Below are 24,589 nucleotides of genomic sequence, written 5' to 3'. Positions count from 1 at the left end.
TGATACATGGGTGAGGATTATGGTTTTCAAAACTATGGTGGCGCTACCAGCCTCCAGTCGGGAATAAGCCCTAACACCTTTGCCGGTACCGGGCAGTCGGTTATCGACACAGCCGGTGCGGGTACTGGTGCTGCTGGTGCTGCCGGCGGATGGGGCTCGTTTCTTGACTCAATCGGTGGCTGGGTTGGCGGCAAGGATAAAAACGGGAATACGCAGGTAGGCGCACTGGGTGCGGGTCTCGGCGCGCTGCAGGGACTGGGCAACCTCTATGCCGGTTTCCAGAGCTATGGCCTGGCCAAGCAGCAGCTGGCGTTGCAGCAGAAGGCGTATGAGACGAACCTGCGTAATTCGGTCAGCTCCTACAACACGGCGCTGGAAGACAAGATCCGCGGTCGTTCATCGAACTATGCCGGCAAAGAGGCTGATGTGCAGTCCTACCTGGCATCCCACAAACTGAGTACCTGAGGAGAATAAGATGGCCGTTCTAACGTGGCAAAACGTGGACGGCCCCCGTCAGGGTTACGGGGCGCCTTCCATCGATAACGCGATACGCACACTGAACTCTGGCTTTACCGCGCTGCAGGGCGTGGACAAGTCGTTCACCGATGCGTCGAATGCGAACTTCGATAACCAAAAGCAGCAGAACACCGGGGCGATGATCAATGCGCTGGCAGGCATCAGCAGCATAGATGACCTGAATAAGCACAGAGACAGCGGTGCGTTTTCAGCAGATAACCTGAAAGCACAGTTTGGCGGTGCCTTTGACTATGACAAGTTTAACGCTGCGCTAATGGCCCGCCGCGGTCAGATCCAGGTGGATGCTGATAACCAGCTCAAGCTAAATGCCAATACGGATTTCCAGGCCCATGCCCACGAGCTCCAGGAAGCAGCAGGGCTGGCTGGTTCAAATCCTGACGCGTTTCGCGCCTATATGGCCAAACATGATTTCGGTGCAGGTTCCGCCCAGGCACTGGGGCAGTTGATGCCTTATATGGAAGCAACGCGTCAGGATGCTACAACGCAACGCGGCCAGAGCCTGTCGTACGCCGGCACTATGGCAGGTGTAGCAGTTGATCGTGATCGCCTGAATATGCAGAAAGCAGAGATGCAGCGTAAAAACACGCTGGATGATGCAGACCGTGCGAAGAAGGACACGTCCGGGGCGTATTCGCTTGGGCAGGGTGCCGCGCAGGCAGCACTGCAGGCTGGTTCGGAAAATGATGGGCTGGTGGGTTTCCACAAATCTGATGCCTATCTGAAACTGAACTCAGCACAGAAAACTGCAGCAGACTCAGCGTTTGACGAGCAGTACAACCGCGGGTTGCAGCTGACAGATGCGCAGCAAAAAGAACAGCTGCGCGTGGCGGGTACCCCTAACGCGAAGCAGCAGGAGACGCTCAGCGATCTCACTACCCGCTACGATGAGGCGCAGAAACTTAAAAACCCTCTGTACAGCATCACAACTGGTTTAGATAAGCTCCAGGGTAAGCCCGCGACCGAGCTGATTGATATTGCGGCCAAAGGCGTAAACTACGACACGCCAGGCGAGATTGCCGAGTTTTTGAACGGCATACAACAAGAGACCGGCCTTCCCTACCCTGACATTGTCAGCATCATGCAGAACAATGTTGGTCCTTCTTTGCTCAAAATGAAAAACTGGGGCAGGCCCGGACTTGTTTATGACAAAGATGCGGTGCTGAAAAAGGCTAAGCAATTAAAAAATTACCGCTTAAATGGGGATGAGGCTAATGCGCGAATTGAGCGTAATAATGCACTCTACGCGCCTCAGCAGGGCATGCTGAAAATTAAGGAGCTCTCTACCGAATTAGCGAGGCTACGCGCGAACGGTAAGCCTACTAAAGAGGTTGAGGCTAAGCTCGCAGCCCAGCAGCAGGAAACCAATAAACTCCTCGGTACGCTTGATGCACGCGTTACTAAAGATACGCTTTCGGTTCCGGGTGGACCGAACCAGGCCCAGATAGGTGCAGTTCCCGGGAATGCGCAGATGGTGGATGGTCTCCTTTGGCAGCGCATGTTAATGGGGGGTGGTTAAAGGTAGGAGCCTGATCTGACTTAATTTATTATGGGGGGGTTACACACACTCCCCCATTTTAATGTCTGAGGATCAGCAAATGGCATTTGAATCATTGGGCGGTTACGGAAAGACCCTGGCCGGTCTTCTCGTAAACGACTCAAAGCAGCAGGAGACTGCTGTTGTCGCCGACCAGAAAAAGTCGGAGATGAGCGCGCAGAATGCGTACATCAATGACCTGCAGCACATGCACCCGAATCTGCTGGCCGCAAAATACGGCGATAAGGCACTCGAAGACCGTCAGGATTTCAATACTGGCGTGGCCATTGAGCGTAACTATCAAAATCACGAACGCTCCGGACAGGAGATCATGCACGATGCTGCAGTTTCCTTGGATCAGGGTGCTGTCGGTTTGGTTGGTGGCCTGTACGGCGGCGCTCTCGCCCTGGGTAATGTGGTATCTCGTGCTGGTCAGCATATCGGTACCGATGAGCAGCGTGATTTTTTCCGTCGGCAGGAGACTGAGCTTGCGCAGCACGCCGCGCGTTACGGCGCGTTTCTCTCCAAGATTAACTCGCGCTTAAACGGCGAGCTTTCTGATGACTCTCAGATGGGTGCGCTGGGCGCCGGTCTGCAGGGCGAACGCAATGAAACAGAGAACCAGGCTAAACGTGACCAGGACGTGGCCAATGGGATGAATTCCCATCTGGCGGACGGTCTGCAGACCCTCCGCGGTGCGATCAGCGGTGCGAAAAATCTCGCAGCAGACCCTGCTTACATGGCTAATTTCGTGACGCAGCAGGTTCCCTCGCTGGCTCTCGGTCCGCTGAGCAAATTAGCGGCCATTCGGTCCGTTACTGCTGGCCTAACCGCAGCAGAAACTAAAGACCTCCTGCTGTCGGCTGCGGGCAAAGAAATGGTAGAGAAGCAGGGTACCCGCAACCTGATGACAAGCATCGGGGTGACAGAGGGAACCGGTGCCAGCCAGCAAACCTTTGACCAGGTCATGCAGATGAAGCCGGAAGACCTGCAGAAGAACTCGCAGGAATACCGTGAGCTGATCCAGCAGAATTACTCTCCGGAAGACGCCAGGGCCGTCGTGGCGCAGCGTGCAGCTAATACCGCGCTGGCCATCCAGGGACCTGCTGCTGCGCTGACCGGTAAAATTGCTGCGCGCTTCGAGCTCTCCCCGATGTCTGGTGGCGGTGCAACCGGCGCCGGCCGCGTACTGCATGCACTGTCCGGCATGGGTAAAGAGACCGTCGAGGAGGCATTGCAGTCCGGTAGCGGCCAGCTGGCTCAGAATATCGGTGTGCAGCAGCATGCTGATGAAACGCAGTCACTGACTAAAGGCGTCGGTGAGCAGGCGGGCATGGGTGCGATTGCTGCTGTCGGCCTGTCAGGTGCAGTACAGGCACCGAGCGCTGCTGCCGGTACCGCTGTCGTAACCGCCAACGCGACTACTGACCTAGCCAAAAAAGGTGCGGCATACGCTAAAGACAAGCTGCAGGATTTCGTTGCTAAGCGCACCAAACTCAATGGTGAAACGCAGGCAGCCGCTGACGCTGATGCCCAGTCCCAGACCGTTGAGGCGGCAGCGCAGGAGTACGCTAGGGCGGAGCCGCAGGCGGACGACAGTGCGCAGGCCGCTGAACCTGAACAGCCCGCTCCACTCCCGGAAGAAGAAGCGATCGCCGCGCAGCAGCCGGTCCCGCAGACGGCTACGCCTGCAGGCAAAGACCGCCTGACGAAGTTCGGTCGCCTGTACGACATCATGAGCAGCCCGCACATTGAATCGGTGTCTCCGGACAACCAGATGCAGCTGGCGGCCAACGCCTTCCAGGCGCTGCAGGGTATGGTTGCAGAGCGTAACCAGCTCGTACAGAAGCTCGAGGAGAATCCGGATGACGCGGTTGCGCAGAAGCGCGCTGATGCGCTGACGAAGGCAATTCAGTCTGATGCCGCCGTTCAGGTGTCCGCGTATGCTAAAGAGAACAGCGCGGCGCTGGGTTGAACTGGTGAAAAGCGGCAACGTGATCCCGGACATCATCGACCAGGTCACGCCGCAGATTGAGCAGGCAGCCCGCAGCGTGCAGCAGGCCGCTACCCTCAACCCTGAATCGGTACCGCAGCCGCTGTATCAGAAGATCATCGGCAACGCGAAGAAGCTCGGCCTCTCCCAGCAGCAGGTTACCCAGCTCAAGGGTGCGCAGCAGATTGGCGCGCTGGCGGAGCACAAAGGTACCGACCTGGTGAACAAAGACGTGACCGAAGGTAACGGTAACGGCTTCGTGAGCCTGCGTGAGCACCTGGAGAACATCCACGGCAACCTGGCGGCCAATGACGTCAAAGGCGCCCAGCAGTCGCTGGAAGGGCTGCGTAAGTTCGCACAGCACATGACAGACAAGTCCCGCGACTTTACCCGCGCATATAAGCAGTTCCAGGCAAACCCGGGTAACGGCGCAGTGAACGTCGTGCGCGCTGATGGTACCCCGTATAACTCGCTGGTGAATGCCAAAACCGGTACCGCTAAAGCGATGACCGCCTCAGGTAAATCCGTCGAGCTGATGAAGCAGATCCACAAAGAGGCGGAGCTGCTGGTCAACAACTATAACCGGGTGCTGGACGACCACCCTGCTCTCAATGGCGCTGGTTCAAAAATAACTTTACCAAAACTGGACCTCAGTAACGCCGCTACAGCGCAGCCCGCAGAGCAAACGCAGAATTCAAAAACTGAGTTAAAGCGCGAGAGCACTACCGGTACCGGCGTGTTTAACGGCGAGCGTGAGCTGACCCGTCCGGAGATGCAGGACCTCGCCTCAGGTGAAGTGACGATCGCTGACCTCAAAGCGAAGTGGGCTGAGGAAGCGAAAGCCGCTGAACCAGCAGCGCAGACTGCGCAGCCGGTAGAGCAGATCAAAGAGCCCGAATCCGAGCCTGTTTCTGCACCAGAAGTGGCGGAGACCCGCGCGGAATCAGCGCCGGCAGCGGTGGACACTGCAGATCAAACCAGGGAGAATATCCCTGAACCTGCCCCTGCAGCGGACCCAGTAACCGCTAACCAAGAACCTGTGACTCCACCAAGTGAAACCGTCGAGGAGCCACAGCATGCAACGCCTGAACCATCTGAGCCTGTGGCTGATAGTCCAGCTGCAAGTGAACCTGTGGTCGATGAGCAACCGGTGCAAACGGGCGCTGAACGGATGTTCGCTGGCCTGACGCCTAAACTCGAGCGCGAGAAGCCAGAAGGTCACACAGATATCGATCACGCCGACCGCGTAGATAACGTCGTCCTGAAATACTTCACTCCGGTTGCCGGCAAATCACTGCTGGCGCGCACCCCTGATTTCATGGCCCGCCTCAAAACGGCTCTGACGGGTACCGGTACAGAACTCGGCGAGCTGCTCCAGCTCAAAGATACTGAAACGCTTGATGCGGATCAGCGCCTGGGGCTGGACCTGCTGGTTAAATTCAACGACCAGTTCCGTCAGAACCTGCTTCCGGCAATACATAAAAAGCTGGGCAGCTACAAAAAAGATGGCGTAACCCACACCGATCCAAACCAGATTGCGTGGCGTAACTCCCCTATCCTCTACTTCTCTAAGATGAAGACTGCGGATGATGGTTCGCAGGTTATGGCAATCCCATCGCGGCATCTCACTGACGCCATGGCGATGACTACCATGAAGCATGCGCTGGATAACATGCGCCCGGGCACCGCCTTATCACGCGATGCGATCGCAGAGCAGCTGGGCATTGATATCGACGACGTCACCGACAAGCTCTACGAGGTGTTTGCTGAGGGCAATCAGTCATTCACGCAGGTAGCCCAACGCCTGGCACAGTCGCTGAACCGCGCTATCGGTATGAAGGCCAATGAAGATGCGCCTGAAAATATTGCTGACGGTATTGCCCTGAGCCTGGCGCAGGATTCACTGAACCTGATGACCACCGTGGGCATGGCTGAAATTGAGAATGTGACGATACCGATCGCAAAAGCGGATACCCAAAACGGCGAGAAGCCGTTCCGGGATATCAAAACCATCCGCTTCCTGGATAAAAAAGGCGACACGCTGAACAACCTCAGTAAAGCACTGGGTACCCAGCTTGACCTCACCAGCCGCATGTTTGACCCTGAGAGCAAAACCTCGGCCTTCATTGACGAGGTTCCCCGCAGTACAGGCAAAAGCCAGGGACGCTCCCGGGTACAGGTGCTGTCCCGTAAAATGGAGCAGTATCAGAAAAAGCTGCAGCAGGAGCCATTCTTCCTGAACGCAGACCTGCACGATCTGGTTCGCGGCATGGGCACGGAAAACATGGCCAAAATGCTGGGGCACTCGCCTCTCGAAGGGCTAAACATCGTCCATTCGCGCACGGTCAAAGGACAAAACCAGTCAATCATGGGCGCTATCGAGACTTTTGAAGACGGTATGCGTGACCTGACCGCAAAAGCTGGCGATCGTGCGCTGCATGACGTACCAGTTCACTTTGCCTGGAAGGTGGGCAGCAACCTGCGTGGCATGATGCAGTCGAGCACGTTCAACCCGCAGCGGCATAAATATCACCGCGAGCTGCTGACCATCACCCCGGTCGCATTGAAGGTGAATGATAAAGCACATATCCGTGACTTCACCCTGGCCGTGGCGCAGGCGCTGGGCGTGGACATTGATAGAAAATCCAACCGCAACGCGGCGCGCGAGCTGAACACCACGCTGAACACACCAGTGATCCGCAATGCCATCGACATTCTGCGCAGCCAGCTGGGTGATTTCAGCAGACTGAGCCCGAGCGATGTTGCTGCAATCACGGATGCGGTGAACGCAGCCGGCCAGGGCATGAAGTCATTTCATGGTCTGCTGGCTCAGGCCAAATACGAAAGCGCGCTGCACAGCGGGGAGGCAACCTTTAACAACCATCTCACGATGGAGCTGGATGGCAAGACCGATGGCCCTGCTCATGCGATCGTCCAGATGGGTACTGTGGTTCTCGGTAAAAAACTGCGCGACCTGCTGGCAAAAGTCGGGTTATTCATCAACTCAGACGACACTGCGCTCAACGTGTTTTCAGAGAACAATGACGATATCTACGAAACGGTGGCCGATACTGCTGACACGCTGATGCGTGATAAGTATCAGGGTAACACCACTCCAGAACTGCAGGCACAGATGATACTACTGGGCAAAGCCAAAATGGTGCAGTTTACCGATATCGCTGACTTTTCCACGTATCGCACTAAGCGCAGCATTGCCAAAGGTCCGGTCACGCAGACCGTATACTCATCTTCCGAAACCTCTATCCGCGAGAAGCTGCGTAATGAGATGCTAGACGTGGTGTACGCAGGGCTGAGTGAGGCTATGTCCAGAGATACGCTGCTGGATGATGATATCCGTAATGCGGCTATCACGCTGACAGGGGCAAAGGAACTGAATAACCCGGACACGTACGAAAAGTTCGAGTTCAGCTCCTATCAAATTGAGCGAATTGACGCTGCTTTCGAGAATGGTATGGGTGACATCATGAATATTGCGATTGCGTCCACCCTCAAACACGTTATTGACTCGAGTAGTAAAATCCGTAGTGCAGCCAATGACCAGCACAGCGTGTTTGAAGCAGCGTTTAATGCTGCGCGTGAGCGTAAACTGGCAGCACTCATCAAAGAGGGCACAACCGCCTCGTATAACGACCTGACTAAAAAGCAGATCCAGGAAGTGTACGATGAGGTCTCTCACCTGGCGCCAATCTACCACACCAGCCTCTCAGACGGCGTGACGCCGCGGCAGGGTATGCTGATGAGTAAAGAGCTCAACAGCGGGCCGGGCAACAAAAAGGTGGAGTCTATCTTCGGCGGCGGTACAGAAGTCCCGACCCTGCGCTTTGGCGAACCAGGTGCGCGTCCAGCACCTATGCTGACCATTGCATCAGGTGACGCCACCATGATGGCGGATTACTTCCTGAAACATGGCAGAGCTCTCAATATGTTCGATGGCCTGGAAGTCATGCCGGGACAGCTCAATGAAGCGGCCGATTACATCAACTCCTCCGTGTTCAAAGCCTGGCAGTATGACCTAGCCGGTACCGTTTACGAGTCGATGAAAGGCAGCATGAAAGACGTGACCGCAGCTGATTTTGCTGCCATGCCTGAAAAGGAAATCAACCGGCTACTGCACAAAATCAGCGATTGGAATAAGCCAGGCGTGTCCGCCGACGTAGAAAGAAAAGCACACTATCTGTTCAGGCGGTTAGAGAGCAGCATTGCAGCAGTAGGCGACATCTCTGATAAAACCACCTCGGTGAAGCAGGTTATCTTCAACCACTTCAAAACCAGCACTGACCATATGGCCGGCAACCAGACTCCTGTGGTTAACCGCTCTGACCTTGCTTCCGTACCGGATAGCCAGGTAGATCAGCTGCTGTTCAAAGAAGCGGTGGAGAGCAAAGCCAATCGCATTGCAGCGGACGATCCGGAAAGCAAGCAGTACAACAATCCTGTTCCGGATGAAGCAATTATGCGTCACCTCAGTGACCAGAAAGCCCCGTCCGGTGACAAGGTCACGACCTACAGCCGGACGCAGTCCGTTGAGGCGCTCCACAAATATCTGGATGAAGTAGCCGGCAAGAAGGCGCGTATCCCGCATTTTGTTCTGAGCCAGGTGGAAAAATATCTACCGGAAGACCTGCAGATGCACGTTGGCGACGAAAATCAGCTCAAGCAGTACATCATGGAGCACTTCCCTGACCTGGGCGACGTGGACCTGAATGAAACCAACGGCATGTACTGGGGTTCGCAAATCTTCCTGAAAAATCACTCAGGCGAGACCATGCTGCACGAGATGGTTCACGCGGCCACGCGCAACCAACTGCACAACTACTTCTATGATCCGCAGCAGTTGAACGCCAGCCAGCGTGAAAGCATCACCGCGCTTAACCGCATCATGAACGACTTCCTCGCCAGCAATGAGGATAGTCCGCTCATCGAGCTGTCCGATAAGAGCCAGCGCGTACAGACAACAATCCGCCAGATGGTGGAGAGCGGGAATCGTGAGGAGGCACTGAACGAGTTTGTGGCCTGGTCACTGACCAACCCGGCGCTGGCAGAGGATCTGCAGAAAGCGGAAAACAAGAACAAAGAGACGCACATCGTGGAGCGGGTGCTCAAAGCGATTGCGCGACTGCTGGGTATCGGTACCGCTGCGCAGAGCTACTTTGTCTCGATTGCCGGTCACGTTGGTAACGTGATGCGTGACGTACCTTCCCGCAGCACCGGAAACCGTGCGGCGCCGCTCAACCAGTTGAATCTGGATGCGCTGAATCGCCGCCTGCGCTCTGAGCGTACGACCCGCTCTCACCAGGCACACCTGGATTTGACGTTCGATCGCCTGCAGAGCACGCTCATCAACCGCATCAACACCACGCAGCAGCCGGTTGCCGGCATTACCACTGCAGCTGACCGCCTGGACTTCGACAAGCTGGACCCGGCTATCAGCCAAGCGGCCAATGCGTTTATGGCCAGCGGCTTCCCGATGAGTGGTCAGGAGGAGATGATCTTCAAAATGACCCAGGCATCGCTGCAGACGGCATTCGAGGCGAAACCGGCCAATGCCGTTGAAGCGCGACGCATGTTTACCGAAGCCTCCCGCGCACTGTCGCCGGCGGACCTGGTAGACGGCACTGGTTCAATGGTCATGGCGCAGATGCGCTACGACGCCCTGTTTGGCGAAGGTCTGCCTGCAGCTGAGCAGCTGGCCAACTTCCTCGCCGCGTCCCAGACCAGCGAACTGCTGCGCGATAAACTGCGCGATAAGTTCGTGACGCCTGAGCGCGCCGGCGAGAAAACCTGGGAAGACCGGGCGGTTGGTGCAGTGAACGACGCGATCCGCTGGACCGCTAACCTCGGTACCGGCATGGGCCGCTCTCTCGAGATGCAGAAGCGCCTCGATATCCTGTCGAAGAACCTCACCCACTTTGAGGCTGAGGCGAAGCAGAACGTCATTGTGAAGGCCACCAGCAGCATCGGCGACTCCCTGGATCAGGTGAACAACTACGTGAACCAGAAGAAGGCCAATGGCGCTAAGTGGCTGGCGGAGAACACGGACGGCGTCACCTCGAAGATTGCCAACGAGAATGCCCGCCTGGCCGCCTCCGGGATCCTGCGCGGCATTGCCGCAATGGGCAGCAAACGCGTTGCCGGCGACGTGGCAGAGTCCATGCTCTCCATGATTAACAGCGGCGCCAAAGACAAGCTGCTCAACCCGGTGCAGTCGCTGATGTCTGAGCTGATTGGGATCACCGATTCCAACCGCGCTGTCCTGAACCTGCTCACCCGCGCGAAACCGCTGGTGGACAAGGTACGTCAGATCCTGCGCGAGCAGGTACCGGAAATGGTCGCAGAGCGCTTCTCCCAGCCGCTGACGGCGCAGCAATCCTCCGCGCTGCACAGTGGCGTGGGTAAAACGGATGCGGCCGCCCTGCTCAACCACGGCTATCAGGTGGCTGACGTGGCGCGCCTGTACAGCGACAGCGCCTACCGCGCACAGGAAATTGCAGCAGCGAAGCAGGCCGTGACCGGACAGCACGCACAGACGCAGCTCGATGCCGCTGACGCGCTGGCGCACTTCATGGTGACCGGTGAGGTAGTAAACCAGCACCTGCTGCCGAACGCGCAGCTTATCGCGACGCTCGCCGGCACAAAGCTCAAGGTTGACCAGAGCAACCTGCAGCAGCGCGTGGATGCGATCGACAAACTGGTATCCCTCCAGGCTATCGATAAACTCCCCGCGCAGATGCAGCAGGACGTGGCCGACGTGATGGCGCGTGAGCTGAAAGCGAACGCAGCCGATAACGGCGCCACGTTCGTCCTGAACCTGATGAACAACCTTCGGGTCAAGGAGGGTAAACGCCTGGGTACCATGAACACCGTCAAAGGTGCCATGCACACCACGTTCGATACCCATAAGTCAGTGGTTATCGCCACCCCGAAACAGGGTGCAGACCTCATCAAGCGCGGCTACATCAAGGGCGCAGAGTTCAGGGGTGACCCGGGCAATGTCCACGGCGTGATGCACTACTACACCTCCACCGAAGGCGGACGCCCGCAGTGGAACCAGGGTGCAATGCAGACCGTGCAGGCCACTGCCGGCGGCGTTGACCCGTACACCGGTCGCTTGCGCTCCCCGGTGTCCGCGCCCCGCCTTACCGGCCAGCAGGTGAAAATCGAGCGTGCGAAGCGCGCCGGCGCCATATACCAGGGCCGCGCGTTCAAACCGAACGGCGTGACCAACAACATGCGCCCGGTGTTCGATATCAACGGCAACGTCTCGGGCTACGAGTATTCGGTACCGCACGCGGTGCGCGATGCCATGCTCAACGCCAACACGGACCTCGGCCATAACCTGGGCGTCTGGAACGGCCGCATCGTTGAGGAGGAGCTGTCGCAGGCGTTCAACCGCGAGCTGGTTAAATCGCTGCACCAGCGCTACACCGAGGACATGAAAACCGTCGGACGTGAGGATGAGTTTGTCACCATCAACGCCGCGCATAAGGATCCGCAGGTTCGTGAAGCCTGGAGCCTGATGCCGGTTGAGATGCGCGAGATGGTCAAAGAAACGTTCGGGGGGGATTTGGTTGTTCGCAAGGATATGCTGGATAACGCCCTGGGCTTCCGCCGTGCGTCTGTAAATGAAATCTGGGAGGGGAACAGCCGCCTCTCACCGACAATCCAGAATCTGGTCTATTCGGTGGCGTCTGCTGTGATGGGGAATGATGCGGCGCGCCAGCTGCGCAAAGGGGAGCGTTTTGTACAGGAGGCCGTATCCAGCGCCAAAGACTGGATCGTCGTGCGCTCGCTGGTAGTTGCCCGGGATAACATCATCTCGAACAACATCCAGCTGATGGGCCACGGCATGAGCCCGCTGCAGATCGTGCGTAAGTCCGCCGAGGCCATGACGCTGGTGGATGCATACCAGAAGAATGAGCGCCGGCTGAACGAGCTGTCACTGCTGCTGAACAACGGCGCGGATACCGCCCGTCACCCGGCCTACCGCCGCGAGATGGAGATGCTGCGTGCGGAGAACACGCGCAGCCCGATTCACGCGCTGGTGATGGATGGCCACCTGCCGACGATCGCCGAGGGGCTCTCTGAGAACGACGACTACAGCCTGCGCAATGACTTCAACGGCTGGATTTCGCGTCAGACGTCGAAACTGCCTAAGGGTGTGACCACGGCGGCGCGCTATGCGCTGATTGCCCGCGGCACGCCGATTTATGCAGGACTGAACCGCATGATCCAGTACGGTGATTTCACCGCGAAGTACGCCCTGTATGACCATCTGCAGACGCGCAAGCGCGAGAAGATGGACCAGCAGGGAGCACTGAAAATGCTGCAGGATGAGTTTGTGAACTACTCCATTTTGCCGTCGCGTTCGCGTGACTACCTGGAGAGCATGGGGGCGACCTGGTTCCTGAACTATAAACTGCGCATTCAGAAAATCCTGCTGCGCAGTATCAGGGATAACCCGCTCCGGTTCCTGCTGACAGCGGGCGCTGCCGGCGCGATGGATATTCCGGGAGTGCTGGAATCGAACCTGGTCACTAACTCAATGAGGCCAAACCTCGGCTGGGGTGCCCTGTTCAGGGCGCATGAGACCCACCCGCTGTGGTGGCTGATAGACTAACAGGCAAGAAAAAAGCCCTCCTATTCCTAGGGGGGCTTCTTACCGCCAACTCCTTCCTTGAGTATAGCTACCACTACCAAAAACACGATCCCGAAGGGGATCGCATAGCAGAGTAGCGGCAGCATCGTGACAAATCCAGCTATGCAGGCGGTGATGAAAAACGCCCTGAGCCAGATCACGGCTTAATTACGCCGATGGCCGGTTAAAAAGCGAGATACCTTTGCTTTGTTTATTCTCCGTGCCACTCATATCAAACGGCAAGTTTTCCGGATCTTCATCAGTCATTTCAGGTGCTTGCTGAGAGACCTGGGTATCTGCGGAGGACTTTGCATTTGCCGTCTCCGCATCAGACTGCGCAGTTGATTCGGATTTATCCGAAAGTTTGGAAACCTGCTCTTTGGGCGCACTCTCTGCCTTCACAACAGGCGTAGTTGCCTGAATTTCAGGCGCTTTTACTTCTTCTTTAACGGGAGCAGCCGTTTCCGGTTTTGCCATGGCTGCAGCCAGCATTGCCGGACTGAGCGCGTTATCGAATTCCACGATCGCGCCGTAGTCGGCGTTCTTACCGTTGCCGCCGCCGGTCAGCGAGACGTTGGTGTCGGTGCCCTTGGGCAGCACGCCCAGATTGGTGATGTACTGCTGAACGGCTTCCTGCAGCTCTGCTTCGGTGAGTTTAAACGTGATTTGCATCAGACTTCCTCGATCGCAACCTCGACGCGGGGGTTCTCTTTATCCACGGCGCCGAAGCGATAATTTACCTGAGCCAGGTGCGCATAATTGTCATCTGGCAGTTTGCCTGCCCCGACGAGCGCATCGCAGAAGAATTTGTCCACCACGCTGCAGACGTTGCTGATATCGAACATCTGCTTATTCTTCGGGTAAACGGTGTAGGTCAGCCTTACACGGGCCATGGCCGGCAGTCCGGCGATCGCCTCCTGTACCAGCTCACCGAACGCCACCTTTGCCCGGTTGAGGCTCAGGTAGTGCGTGTTGCGATACTGGTTCAGGTTCAGGATGAACTTTGACTTGCTGCTTAGCGCCACAGACAGTGGCAGTGACATGACGTGCATAAAAAAATCCCTCCGGTAGTGGAGGGATTATTCTACCAGGTCAGAGACTTACGCTTTAGCGCCAAACAGTGAGTTTGCAGGCTTCTGCGTCTGCGCGCCCATGCCAGGCATACCCGGACGAGCACCGGCAGCGGCTTTCTTATCGGTTTTGTCGTTGACCTTACCTTTGTTGCGCTCCAGCCACTTCGGCATGAACTCAGCGGTTTCCACGTTCTGGCGGATCTCGGTAACGGTGCGACCGTCTTCAATGAAGAAGACTTTCACGATTTCGTTCTGGTTGCGGGTTTTACCTGACGGGACGTACACGTTGGAGCCTGGTGCGGTCTCCTGGTTGATGTCCACCAGCTGGTTTTCAACTGCCAGCTTAACGCGGCCGCCGTGCAGCTCGGTCATGGCCATCACTTTGGTAGGCACTTCGGCTTTCGCATCGAAGTCATACAGCTTGACGACTTTTTCTTCTGCAGCCAGGGCTGGCAGCTCTTTGTTTGCGATCAGCAGAGCGAGGCCGTTAGCCGCGTTCCAGCCTGGCAGGAACTCTTTATCGCCAGTCTTCTTATTGGTATAGAAGTTCTGGCCATCTTTGTTGGTCACGTAGAAGGTGTGACGCAGCTCGCGACCGTTCGCATCCGCGTGGATGGTCAGGAAGCGTGAGCCTTTTTTGGACACGCCGGCGTACGCCAGGGTGACAGTGACGTCGTAAACGTCGGTATCCAGTACAAACCCACCACCCAGCACATCTTTTTCTTCTTTGATATCAGATGCAGTTTCAACCTGGGCGAAGATGGACATTAAGCTAATCATTGACATAATTTTTTCTCGTGTTTTTGGTATTTGGTTTAAGTTTTTTTAACGCTTAGTCACATCAAGCCGCGTGGTAGTAGGCGTTGACGTGTTCCAACAGAAGCTGAGCATCGTTATCCATGAATGTCTGCTTCGTTGTAAAAAGGCCCATCGGTGAGCGAATCCGCTCGTTCACCGTAGCCTTGGTCAGTTTGGTCTGGAAGACGTATTTGAAGCCCAGCGCTTCCTCCTCTGGAGTGATTTCCAGAAGGTCAGAGCCGTAGTCTTTCAGATCCTTAATGGCTACCTTTTTCGCTGCGACCACACAGCTGAAATAAGCCTCCATCCCCTGGTTTTTCAGAGCACCTTTAACCGGAACCTTGGTCTCGATGACCATATCGGCTTCGTTATAGGTGGCCAGTGAGTGCGCCAGGATGATGACGTTCTTGGTGGACTTCGCAACCTTGTCCTGCATTAACTGCTTAAAGAACTGGTTATAGGCGCCCCATGCCTGCATGGTGTTTGCGCTGGTCAGGACGTGCACCGACTCAAACATATCCATCATGAACGTTGCCGTGTCGATAACGATCGTGTGGATGTCCGCATCAGTCTCTGCGTGGTCAAATGCCTCGAAGATCTGATAGGGGTCCGTGATGGTAAAACTTTGAAACTTATTTGGAAAGGGTAATTTCTTACCGGCTTCGCAATTGAGGTACATTACGCCAGTTTGGTTCTTTAAACCGCGCAGTGATGCACTTTTACCGCCTGCTGATGCGCCGACGATAAGCACTAAGTTGTCGTTAACCTGGGTCTGGCTCATGGGTGTTTCTCCAAAATACCGGGCATCCTGCCCGGGTGATCATTACGGGCGACTTGCCATTTCTTTTCCGACGGTCACGAGCACGGTGGCGTGCAGTTCATCGTCGGGTAATTTGTTGCTCAGCTTTTTGTTAAAGCTGATGACCTTTTCCTGAATGTCATTGAATGACAGGCCGGCATCGACCAGGATGCGCGCGAAGCGGTGCATCAGGTTGTTGCGGGATCCGGTCACCATACGCTGGGCAAACCAGCGCTCGAGGTTATCGAGACTGTCCATGCGCATGACGTTCTGACGGAATTCTTCGTTCTTGCTGGTTCGCGGGATGAACGGAAGCACGTCCAGCAGCTGGCCCTCGTGACTCTCAAAATGCCCGTTGGCATTTGTGAGCCATTTGCGGCTGCGCTGACCGGTGCTGTCGTCTACCGGGAACGGGAGCCAGGAAAACACGTTATCCATGAATTCCTTGTATTCCGGCCCTGACAGCTTGATGACGTAGTTGGTCGGGATGATGATGCGGAAGCGATCGCCCTCACCGTTGAGCTGGTGGCGCTTCGTGGTGTAGAGCGCGTAGGTGTAGTCCTGCAGCAGCTCTCTGGCCATATCCAGCGTCACGCCCTTACCGTCAACGTCCAGTACCAGCATATTGAAGCCAGGCAGGCAGTTTTCCTCGGTACGGTGGCCCTCGGCGCAGTTGCCTCGCGGCAGCGCGTGGTTGAGCCAGTGGTGATCTTTCAGCTTCATCAGGTTGTCCAGCTGGCTGAACGGCACCTCGGTTTCCGTGGTATACCGGTAGGCTTCGTGATTCGACCAGCTGAGCATCAGCTCATCGAGGTTCGTCTCTTTTAGCGCTTCGCCGGTATAGAACTCAATGCCGTCCGTGAAAGACTTTTTCAGGACGATATGGTTCTTATAGCTCCAGGCGGTGGCCAGGGTGAGCATCTCGCTTTTGGCGGCTGCTGAGCCCTTGAAGAACGGCAGTTTGTCCATCATGTCCGCGTGAGTGAGCTCCGTGCCGGCTGACGCAATAAACTTGGCCAACTTCACGTAGTTCTTCTCGCGGTTGAGGATCTTCATCAGGGATGCGCCGCTCTCCTCCACCAGCTTCATGGCGGACCACAGCTGCTGCATCGTCACGTTCGGCGTTTCATCGGCAAACGCAAAGGCGCCTGCCAGCTTCATCACCTTAAAGTAGCGGTGCGACAGCTCGGCTTTTTTAATCTCCTCGTGGTCCGGGAGCTCATCCGCGCGCGCCTCGCAGTCGATTTTGTAGCGCAGGAGCTCAATGGAGACCTCCTCCGGCATCAGGATCTTCTGCTGAAACTTCGCGGGGTCTGCCAGCAGCTCGAAGTGGTTGGCCAGGCGAGCCAGGGTTTTCTGGTTCGTCTTGTCCGTGAGGTTGGCGAATATCTGCTCCGGGCTCAGCTTGTCCGATGCGCGCACCTGTGAGCTCATGGCAAACAGGCAGCGACGGGCATAGCCGGTCTCGAGCAGGGAATAAAATTCGTCTTCCTCTTTACCCCCGTTGAGCAGCTTCGCCGGGGTCCCAAACAGCAGCATATTGGCTGGTGTTTTACCGACGATCTCCTCCGTACGCTGGTTCTCTGAGGTGTTTTTGATGAGCTTCTGCTTCACCATGCCCTGGTCGTAGAGCTCCAGGAACACGTTCAGCGCCTCAATGTTGCCCATGAGGTTTGAGCCAATCTCATCCACCTGGAAGTTCAGCGCGCCACCGCCGCCCAGCAGCAGCAGATTACGCATCTGCTTAATGGCCGGACCGGTTGCCGCATCGAAGCTGAACATCAGCGGACCGTAGCCGGCGAACTCTTTGGAGAGCCCTTCAAACTCGTTCTGCTCATCTGACATATTGCGCATCGCACGGGTGCGGGCGATTTCCCACACGTTGTGCTCAGCAACAATCGGCCAGGTGTCCGTGAGGAAACGCTCACGGAAGCGGTTGATGATCTCGCCCTCGATGATGCCGGTAGAGTGCCCCTTACCGAAGCCTGACTGCGCCAGGTTCAGGGCATAGATGTTTACCGGCACCTCGCCGCGGTCGAGGGTGCTGAGCGTCACACGCATGCTGGCCGCCATCACGCCAAAGAAATAGGCGGTCTGCACGCGGAAGAACAGCGGGCTATCGTTCTGCGTCTTGCGACACAGCAGCTTTACGATCTCCTCCATCAGCGGATGATGTGGAACTTCGCTCAGGTCTTTCATGCTTACTGCTCCATCTTCAAATCACCGCGGGCGATCAGGTCGTCCTTCTGCGAGCAGAGGCCGAACGCCGGACAGTACTTACAGGCTTTCACTTCGCCAGGCACGGTCTTCACGATCCCCACGCCCTGAGTGGCGAGGTGACGGTTAGCGTCGTGCAGCGAGTCAAAGTTTTTGGTACTTTTGCCTGCGGTATTTGCCGGGTTTTTGTAGTACTTGAACACGGGATCCGAACGCCACAACTCCTCAGCGGTGCACAGTGGCAGCTCTGATTCGGGGACGTCCTGCAGACGCTTTAAGTCGTGCAGCTTGGAGCGGATATACTGTTCGGTTTCGCCGAGGGATTTCAGACGAACAGGAAACTCAAGAACCCGAGACCGAGGATATTTAGGGTCAGACCGAGCAAAGTTCGCAGACCAGTCCGTGAAAATATACTGGATATAAATGAAGTCATCGGTGACCTTCTCCGGATTGAGCCAACGGTAAATACTGCCCTGCCAGCTGTACTTTTCCACGTTGGTTTGGTTTTTGTAGGTATACGTCGAGGTGCTCTTAAAATCCTGCAGGCGCCCCTCGATGATCATGTCGTACTTCCCGCCAATCAGGTACCCATCCAGCTCGCGCGTTTCGCGCTGCTCGATGTAGACCGGCAGGATGTCCGGATTTTCCAGCAGCTCAGCGTCAGTCGGGTTGATGCGAACCATCTGCACCACGCGCTCCGGGTAACCCAGCTTGCGCAGGTTTGCCTGGTAGTGCTCCGGTGCCCATGATTTCTCGATGCTCCCGTGAAACGCAGAGCCCATCGCCGCACTGACCTCACCGCTGATGTCCGGAATAGACACACCCGCTTTCGTCGCGCGGCCGGCCAGGATTATCTGGCGCGTCGGCTTGAGCAGGCCGGTGGCGGAGATGTACTTTTCCTCGTTGACGTAGTCATAGTCATCGTGGGCGAGCCATACCGCCACCGGCAGCGAGATGCCGGTGTTGTTGGTGAAGCGCATGGCCTGCATCAGTTGCCCCCTTTCAGGACGGCAGCCTGGCAGATCAGCGCATCATGGTTCAGGTCAAACCCCTTCACCGCACAGCGCGCGGCAATGGGTGATTTACCCTGCTCCACCAGCTGCTGAATTTGTGCATTCTCCAGCCGGTTGGTCTGCTGACACGACGAAACGCTGAACGCGATGGTTCCGCACATGCAGATGATGACAATGGACCAGAAGGTTGCCCAGATGCGATCGGTCATGGCTCCCCCTTACTCGCCGAACAGTGCGTCAGCGACGATAGGCAGCTCACGACAGAAAATATCTTTGATGGCCAGCGCGATCTCCGCGTGCTCCTGCTGCGTGCCGTTACCGGTGCGCAGTTTGAGGTAGTGCATCCAGCTGCGGATGTTGCCGGTCATGTAGATCGTGGTCGGCGAGTTCATCGGCAGGATGCCGCGGGCGCACTCTTTGGCGATGCCGGCAGCGAGCATGCGTTCGTACAGATTCTGGGTCTGGTCGAACATCCACTGCGCCTCGAGCTGCAGCTTCTCGATCGCGTCCTCCATCTCCGGCGGTACCGGCAGAGAGCTCTGGCGATTTTTGCTGTCCTGCAGACGCAGCTCCGGTACCTCAGGCTTTTCCGTCACGGCGGCGTAGCGCTGTGAGAACTCCTGGAAACAGAAGCTGCGGTGACGCAGAAGCTGGGCGGAGATCGCACGGGTGGTTTTAATTTCCACCGTCATGTGGGCCTGCTCGAACACAGAGACGTGTCCTTCGCGATGGCAGTAGCGCAGCAGTCCGGCGATGTTCTCATTGAACTGGTTCGCCGGGTTGGAAACCCGCGCTATGTAGGTGATGAGCTTTTCAGCCTCAGGGGTGATGGTGACTAACTTTACCTGCATGCCATGATCCAAATTAATGCGACCGCTGCCCATGAGAGCGCGCAGCCGACAAAGACCAGTGACCAGAGGCGCATCAGAATAGAAAAAAAGCGTGAACTTTCGGAATAATCCGAATTACGTGCGTTTTTATTCATTTTATTCTGTCCACGAGTGTGTGTGGCTCCTCAGGTCATACAATGGATACCGACCGGCCAGGGCCGGTATCCGCCTTTTACTCCCCCGCGGGGAGACTGCTTTTCCGGACAGCGCGTAAGATGCGGCCAGCGTAGTGGTGCATCTTCTCAGCGTCATACAGCACTGACTGTCCCGGTTTGCCATTGCCCAGACGGGCAGCGGCAGTCCGCCATAGCGCCTTAAACAAACACCCTTCATCAAACGTCATTTTGAGCGCTGCGATAATGTCTTCGCACTCCGCCTGATAGGGCAATTGTTCTTCGCGTTGCGGATGCTCCACCTGAGCCAGGTAGTAATTTACCCGGCTACCGGTCAGCTTCTGGCTCACGCCTCTGCGGCTTCTGCAGCAGCAACAGCGGCAGCGCCCATGAACTCGGATTCGGTCATGTGGCCCAGGTCAATGCGTGCGATAAGCGAGCACGCGGTGACTTCGATACCTTCATGGATATCGTTAGCGCTGGCGATCGCATTGCGTGACGCCTGTTCCAGCATGGTGCGGGTGATGTTCGGCGTGCCGTTGGCCACGGTGACCTGGATGATCAGGTCTTTGCAGGACACTGACTCAACGCGGTGGGTCAGCAGCATGTAAAATTGCTTATTCTCTTGTGACATAAAAACTCCGTTGGTTATGCAACTTCTGGATATGCGTGCGCATATGCCAGGCGAATGATTTCTTTTTCAGTGCTCCCGTTGGGGATCACCATTTCGTCAGCCCAGGTCGGGTGAAACACCGACAGATCGCCGCCGAGTTTGACCTCGTCGTGCCAGATAAGCGGGTCCTCCTGCCACTTCACTTCCTCCACCAGCTCGCGGTTCATCCACTCCAGCAGCGCAGAATTGTTGCGCACAAGGTAATACTGGGCATCGTGGATTTGCGCGCACGGGCGGATGTCATGCTTCCACTCGCTCGCCCTGACTTTCTTCATAAAGGCCATCGCAGAACGGCTGTTGAGTAACCCCCAGCTCTGCCCCAGTGCGTTGCCGGCGGTGCGCCCTTCGGCTTCCGCTTCGTACGGCGTTCGGCTCGTGCCGAGCACGACCTGCGCCAGCAGGGGCGTGCGAACGCGCAGGCCGAACGCGGCGGTGACATAACCGTCGTTACATGCCTGCTGTACTTGTTTGGCAACCCACTGATCACTCACTGCGTAGAGCTCGTGATAGCGGCCTTCAATCATCTGCGCGAAGTCTTTGGCAAAGCCGCAGCTCGCCATAAGCCCGATGTACGTGCCGCCATAGGTCAGCAGGAACGTCGGGGTTTTCGACTTCTGGCGCCAGTCCGGGTACAGGCTCTCAATTGAGTTCACTGATTCCACGGATGCAGGGTCGATATCCGGCATGTGATCCGCAAAATATGCCTGCGCTCGCAGGCAGTGGCCGTCGAAGCCATCGGTGTAAACCTTGAGCTTGTTCGGGTCACGGGTGGTGAGCGCAGAGATGCGGTCCTCAAGCGATGCGTAGTCCAGGCCGACAAACAGCCAGCCTTCCGGCGCGCGGAACATCTTCTTGATGACTTTGGCGTACTTCGAGCCAGACGCCGGCAGGTTCTGCAGGTTGGGACCGTTACTCGAGAGACGTCCGGAGACGGTCCCGCCGAGGTTGAAGTTCCCGTGCAGGTAGTGCCAGCCATCCGGTGCCTGAGGTACAGCCTCAAATGCCGGGATAAACGAGTTGAGGATCTTATCGACCGCTTTGAAGTCGATGAGCGCCTCGAGGAGCTGCAGTACGTCCGGGTCCTGCGTGTGATGGACGAGCTTCTTCAACGTCTTCCCGCCGGTGGCGGGCAGCTTTGAGTCGGTGTAGTCCAGCACCGGCAAACCGAGAACCTCGTACAGCAGCTTTTGCAGCTGCGGGCCCGAGCCCGGGTTAAACGTTTCCTTGGCGTCAGCGAGCGTTACACGCTTCTTTTTCAGGGTCTCGTTTTTCTCAGCGACCCATTCTTCATTCAGCAGCAGCACAAACTTCGTGACTGCGCTGGTGGTATGGATGCGATCGACGGCTGATTGACGGTCAGCCTCGAGCACCTTCTTACCGCGCGCTACCTCCGCCATATCCAGCGGCAGCCCGGTGAGCTGCATCTGGATGATGTCTTTGATGCACGGCTTGAACAGGTTCTCGTAAATGCATAACTGGTTGTCCTGCACCATGCCGTGCCAGTGCTTCTCCAGCGCAAACCAGGTGCCGAGTCCGTCCACCAGGTTGTACTGCAGGAGCGCGTCTGGCTCAATCAGGGTGATATCGTTAATATCGGACTCTGCGTAGTTGCCGCAAAACTCCTGAACCACGTCTTTCAGGCTGAGCTTGTTGCCGCCGCAGCCGTTGGTGGCCAGGTAGGTGATGAGCTTCGTACAGTCCCAGTTACGCAGCATCGTATCCAGGCCCATCAGCATCCCCTCGGTGTCGAGCAGGTCGGTCATGAACAGCTGATAAACCAGCACGTACACGTCGAACGAGATGTTGTGGTAAATCGCCCTGCCCTGCCACTGCATAAAGAAGGTCCACAGCAGCTGGCGCACCTGTGCCGCTTCCGCTTTCGTTCTCAGCAGGTCAACGCGAAAGGCGATCCCTTCGTGCTTATTCCAGCAGAAACAGATAGTCCCGATACCGGCCTGATAGTGCTTGAGCCCGAAGGTCTCAATGTCCACGGTCAGGTCAGTGCCCTCGGCGGTGAACTTATCCAGCCAGGCTTTAATATCCGCGACGGTGGAGGGGTAGTCGGCATATTTGATGATGTCGATACCCGGCGGCTGGTAGGTGTCCCGCATACCGTTCACCAGGGTGGCCAGCGCGTTGTCGATCTTCACCTGGAGCGAAGGGTCATAGAACAGCCCGGCATAGTTCGGGCAGTAGATGACCTTCATGTACTCGTAGCCGGCGATAGCGCACGGCTCGATGTAACCCAGATGGCGATCGGCTTTGGTCAGCTTGGTGAGCGTTTTGAAGTAGTCGGAGTCACAGACCAGCAGCCACTCCACCTGCAGGGATGCCAGGGCGGGGAGCAGCTCCTCGCTGAGGTAGGCTTTCTGTTTAGCGGCCGGCGTTTTCTTTCCGGTAGTGAGCAGATCGTAAGCCAGCACCGATGATGCCGGTACTCCCTGGTTCACGAGCGGATCGACATAGTTCACCTGCAGCTCTTTCTGACGAAGCTGCAACGGCTTTACGAGGATACAGACCGGATATTTGGTCCCTTCCCTGTCAAACACGGTGTAACGCATGTGCGGTTTCCTCTGCGCCATATCCTAAAAGGGGTGTATTTATAATAGGATTAATCCTAAAAAACTACTGTTCACGCAAAAAAATTCCGCCAGCGGCGGAACGTTCACTATGAGCAGAGAAATCGCATGCCCAGGAGTTTGAGCATGAGCAGCCGGAGCTCGTCCGGCAGCGGATAAGGCGTTTCCGTTCGGGCCTCCACCGTACCGAGCTCCTGGCATTTGCCGTCGCTCAGCAGCACGCTGGTCACCTCCTCAGGCAGGTTGGCTTTGACGTTCTCCCAGCTGGTGCAGCGGGCGAACATATTCCTGATCCAGTTCATCAGCTGATGCGCCTCCTGCTCCATCATGTGCTGCAGCATCAGGTAATCCTGCATGCGCTCATGCTGAGACGGATGCAGGTCTATCACTGATTCGTACCGCACGCCGGCACGCGCCGGGAAAAAGCGATCGTCAAACATAAAGCCTTTGTCTGAGCCAGACGCCTCCCGGTGGAGCCGGTGAATGCTTCTGAGCAGCTCGGCAATGTGGTCAAAGCCTGGTTTAAGCAGGCAGTCTGACATTGCCCCCATGAACGCGTAGCTATCCATGGATTTGTAACGTGACTGTCGCATCAGGCCACCATTTCAAGGTACACCCCACGCGTCAGGCGCCAGAGGCTCTCAGTGTGGGCGTACAGGTATTTGGCCGGATCGTTCGGGGCACGCTTAACGGAACTCTGCGGGTTCTCAAGCATAAATTTACGCTCGAACGCTGCTCGCAGTTTGTCCTCCACGCTCGGCAGCGCGCCCGGGCGCAGCGCAAAGTTATCGGTGATGATTTTGTCCTCGCGGACGGTTGCCCAGAGACGCCACTCCATGCGCTTATCATCGTAACGCAGCAGCTCTCCGTTGCTGCCTTTGCGCAACAGCCCCATGGTGGTCATGTGACGCACGAGGCTTGAGGGGTTGCGCCCCAGCGTGTCGCACATCTCAACCAGAGGCATCTTCTTATCGAAGCAGGTCTCCAGCTGGAGGTTGTCACGCATGTACCACGGCTTACCGTAGTTGGGGTAATCGATACGAACTGCACTGATATCGCGGCTCATTGCTTAGTCTCCGGGTAGGCAGGATCGATACGTTTCAACACGGCAAGGTGCCAGGCCCGGTTTACGCGGTACCGGCTCAGCCTCCCGCCTGTGATCATGTCGAGGAGATCCTCACCACAATCATATGTCGCGAACAGTTCCTCAATCCGGCGGGTCCAGTAGCGTGCTTCACGCTTGTGCCACCAGATATTCAGCTTGTTCCACATAATCGACTCCATGAAAAAAAGCCCCATACAGGGGCTCATAATTAATATTTCACACTTCATAAGTATGAAGTATGAGGTATGCGAGGGGTTTGCTTACAGAAGTGCGAACTGGCGATCGGTCAGCGCGGGCCTGCCTTTAGCGCGTGCATCCGGCTACAGTACATAGCGCGGTTGGCGGCCCACTCTTTGTTTTCCTGCTTTCTGGCCGCTTTGTTAGCGGCGATCCAGTACTGTGCAGCAGCACCGAAACAGGCAACAGATTCCTGATGCTTGGCCTTATCGGCCAGTTCACTGAATGTCATGCAGCAACTCCCATATAACGTGGTGGTAAAGCCCCGAACAGAAACACGCGCTTGGCGGCGCGGCTGTATGCGACGTAGAGCATACGCAGCGTCTGCATCGGGTTGCGGCAGTTGCCAATGTCGCCGAGGTCGATGTACAC

19 protein-coding genes are annotated in these 24,589 nt (G+C 56.6%); 4 read left to right on the top strand and 15 right to left on the bottom strand.

Annotated features, from left to right (window positions below):
• Positions 1 to 6 precede the first annotated feature (6 nt).
• From BBA90_RS02035 to BBA90_RS02020, 4 genes are all read left to right on the top strand, one after another.
• A complete protein-coding gene (locus BBA90_RS02035) occupies positions 7 to 465 on the top strand; it encodes a hypothetical protein (protein WP_065647688.1) in 459 nt (152 codons plus the stop codon).
• Positions 466 to 475: 10 nt separating this feature from the next.
• On the top strand, positions 476 to 2,053 hold the full coding sequence (locus BBA90_RS02030; protein ID WP_065647687.1) for a hypothetical protein: 1,578 nt from the start codon (positions 476 to 478) through the stop codon (positions 2,051 to 2,053).
• Positions 2,054 to 2,132: 79 nt separating this feature from the next.
• Positions 2,133 to 4,046, top strand: coding sequence for a hypothetical protein (locus tag BBA90_RS02025; protein WP_065647686.1), 1,914 nt, complete (start codon positions 2,133 to 2,135; stop codon positions 4,044 to 4,046).
• On the top strand, positions 4,015 to 12,702 hold the full coding sequence (locus tag BBA90_RS02020; protein WP_065647685.1) for a hypothetical protein: 8,688 nt from the start codon (positions 4,015 to 4,017) through the stop codon (positions 12,700 to 12,702). Before BBA90_RS02025 ends, BBA90_RS02020 begins: the two co-directional genes overlap by 32 nt.
• A gap of 186 nt (positions 12,703 to 12,888) precedes the next feature.
• Here BBA90_RS02020 and BBA90_RS02015 read toward each other — a convergent pair whose 3' ends face one another.
• From BBA90_RS02015 to BBA90_RS01945, 15 genes are all read right to left on the bottom strand, one after another.
• Positions 12,889 to 13,392: a hypothetical protein gene (locus BBA90_RS02015; RefSeq protein WP_065647684.1), complete on the bottom strand. Its 504-nt coding sequence runs from the start codon at positions 13,390 to 13,392 to the stop codon at positions 12,889 to 12,891.
• Positions 13,392 to 13,772 carry a hypothetical protein gene (locus tag BBA90_RS02010; protein WP_065647683.1) on the bottom strand — a complete coding sequence of 127 codons (381 nt, stop codon included), beginning with the start codon at positions 13,770 to 13,772 and terminating at the stop codon, positions 13,392 to 13,394. The genes BBA90_RS02015 and BBA90_RS02010 overlap by 1 nt, the downstream gene beginning before the upstream one ends.
• Positions 13,773 to 13,820: 48 nt before the next feature.
• Complete coding sequence (locus BBA90_RS02005) at positions 13,821 to 14,561, bottom strand: hypothetical protein (RefSeq protein ID WP_065647682.1); 741 nt, start codon at positions 14,559 to 14,561, stop codon at positions 13,821 to 13,823.
• Positions 14,562 to 14,634: 73 nt separating this feature from the next.
• Positions 14,635 to 15,372 (bottom strand): AAA family ATPase, encoded by a 738-nt coding sequence (locus BBA90_RS02000; protein ID WP_065647681.1) that lies wholly within the window; start codon positions 15,370 to 15,372, stop codon positions 14,635 to 14,637.
• 42 nt (positions 15,373 to 15,414) lie between these two features.
• The gene (locus BBA90_RS01995; RefSeq protein WP_065647680.1) at positions 15,415 to 17,589 is read right to left on the bottom strand and encodes a DUF3987 domain-containing protein; all 2,175 of its coding nucleotides are present in this window, start codon (positions 17,587 to 17,589) and stop codon (positions 15,415 to 15,417) included.
• 2 nt (positions 17,590 to 17,591) lie between these two features.
• A complete protein-coding gene (locus BBA90_RS01990) occupies positions 17,592 to 18,596 on the bottom strand; it encodes a hypothetical protein (RefSeq protein ID WP_206099880.1) in 1,005 nt (334 codons plus the stop codon).
• Positions 18,596 to 18,829 carry a hypothetical protein gene (locus tag BBA90_RS01985; protein WP_065647679.1) on the bottom strand — a complete coding sequence of 78 codons (234 nt, stop codon included), beginning with the start codon at positions 18,827 to 18,829 and terminating at the stop codon, positions 18,596 to 18,598. The genes BBA90_RS01990 and BBA90_RS01985 overlap by 1 nt, the downstream gene beginning before the upstream one ends.
• A 9-nt stretch (positions 18,830 to 18,838) precedes the next feature.
• Positions 18,839 to 19,471, bottom strand: a complete 633-nt coding sequence (gene thyX, locus BBA90_RS01980; protein ID WP_065647764.1) for an FAD-dependent thymidylate synthase — start codon at positions 19,469 to 19,471, stop codon at positions 18,839 to 18,841.
• 211 nt (positions 19,472 to 19,682) lie between these two features.
• Complete coding sequence (locus BBA90_RS01975; RefSeq protein WP_065647678.1) at positions 19,683 to 19,973, bottom strand: hypothetical protein; 291 nt, start codon at positions 19,971 to 19,973, stop codon at positions 19,683 to 19,685.
• Positions 19,970 to 20,257: a hypothetical protein gene (locus BBA90_RS01970; RefSeq protein WP_065647677.1), complete on the bottom strand. Its 288-nt coding sequence runs from the start codon at positions 20,255 to 20,257 to the stop codon at positions 19,970 to 19,972. Before BBA90_RS01970 ends, BBA90_RS01975 begins: the two co-directional genes overlap by 4 nt.
• 14 nt (positions 20,258 to 20,271) lie before the next feature.
• Positions 20,272 to 22,857, bottom strand: coding sequence for a DNA polymerase (locus BBA90_RS01965; protein WP_065647676.1), 2,586 nt, complete (start codon positions 22,855 to 22,857; stop codon positions 20,272 to 20,274).
• A 107-nt stretch (positions 22,858 to 22,964) separates the two neighbouring features.
• A complete protein-coding gene (locus BBA90_RS01960) occupies positions 22,965 to 23,468 on the bottom strand; it encodes a hypothetical protein (protein WP_139074150.1) in 504 nt (167 codons plus the stop codon).
• The gene (locus tag BBA90_RS01955) at positions 23,468 to 23,941 is read right to left on the bottom strand and encodes a hypothetical protein (RefSeq protein WP_065647674.1); all 474 of its coding nucleotides are present in this window, start codon (positions 23,939 to 23,941) and stop codon (positions 23,468 to 23,470) included. The genes BBA90_RS01960 and BBA90_RS01955 overlap by 1 nt, the downstream gene beginning before the upstream one ends.
• Positions 23,938 to 24,147, bottom strand: coding sequence for a hypothetical protein (locus BBA90_RS01950; protein ID WP_065647763.1), 210 nt, complete (start codon positions 24,145 to 24,147; stop codon positions 23,938 to 23,940). The genes BBA90_RS01955 and BBA90_RS01950 overlap by 4 nt, the downstream gene beginning before the upstream one ends.
• A 119-nt stretch (positions 24,148 to 24,266) precedes the next feature.
• On the bottom strand, positions 24,267 to 24,449 hold the full coding sequence (locus BBA90_RS01945; protein ID WP_065647673.1) for an ANR family transcriptional regulator: 183 nt from the start codon (positions 24,447 to 24,449) through the stop codon (positions 24,267 to 24,269).
• Positions 24,450 to 24,589 lie beyond the last annotated feature (140 nt).

This window comes from Pantoea eucrina (assembly GCF_001691555.1).
GTDB classification, from domain to species: Bacteria; Pseudomonadota; Gammaproteobacteria; order Enterobacterales; family Enterobacteriaceae; genus Pantoea; species Pantoea borealis.
The sequence above is the reverse complement of the archived record's forward strand: the minus strand, read 5'-3'. Positions and strand labels throughout refer to the sequence as shown.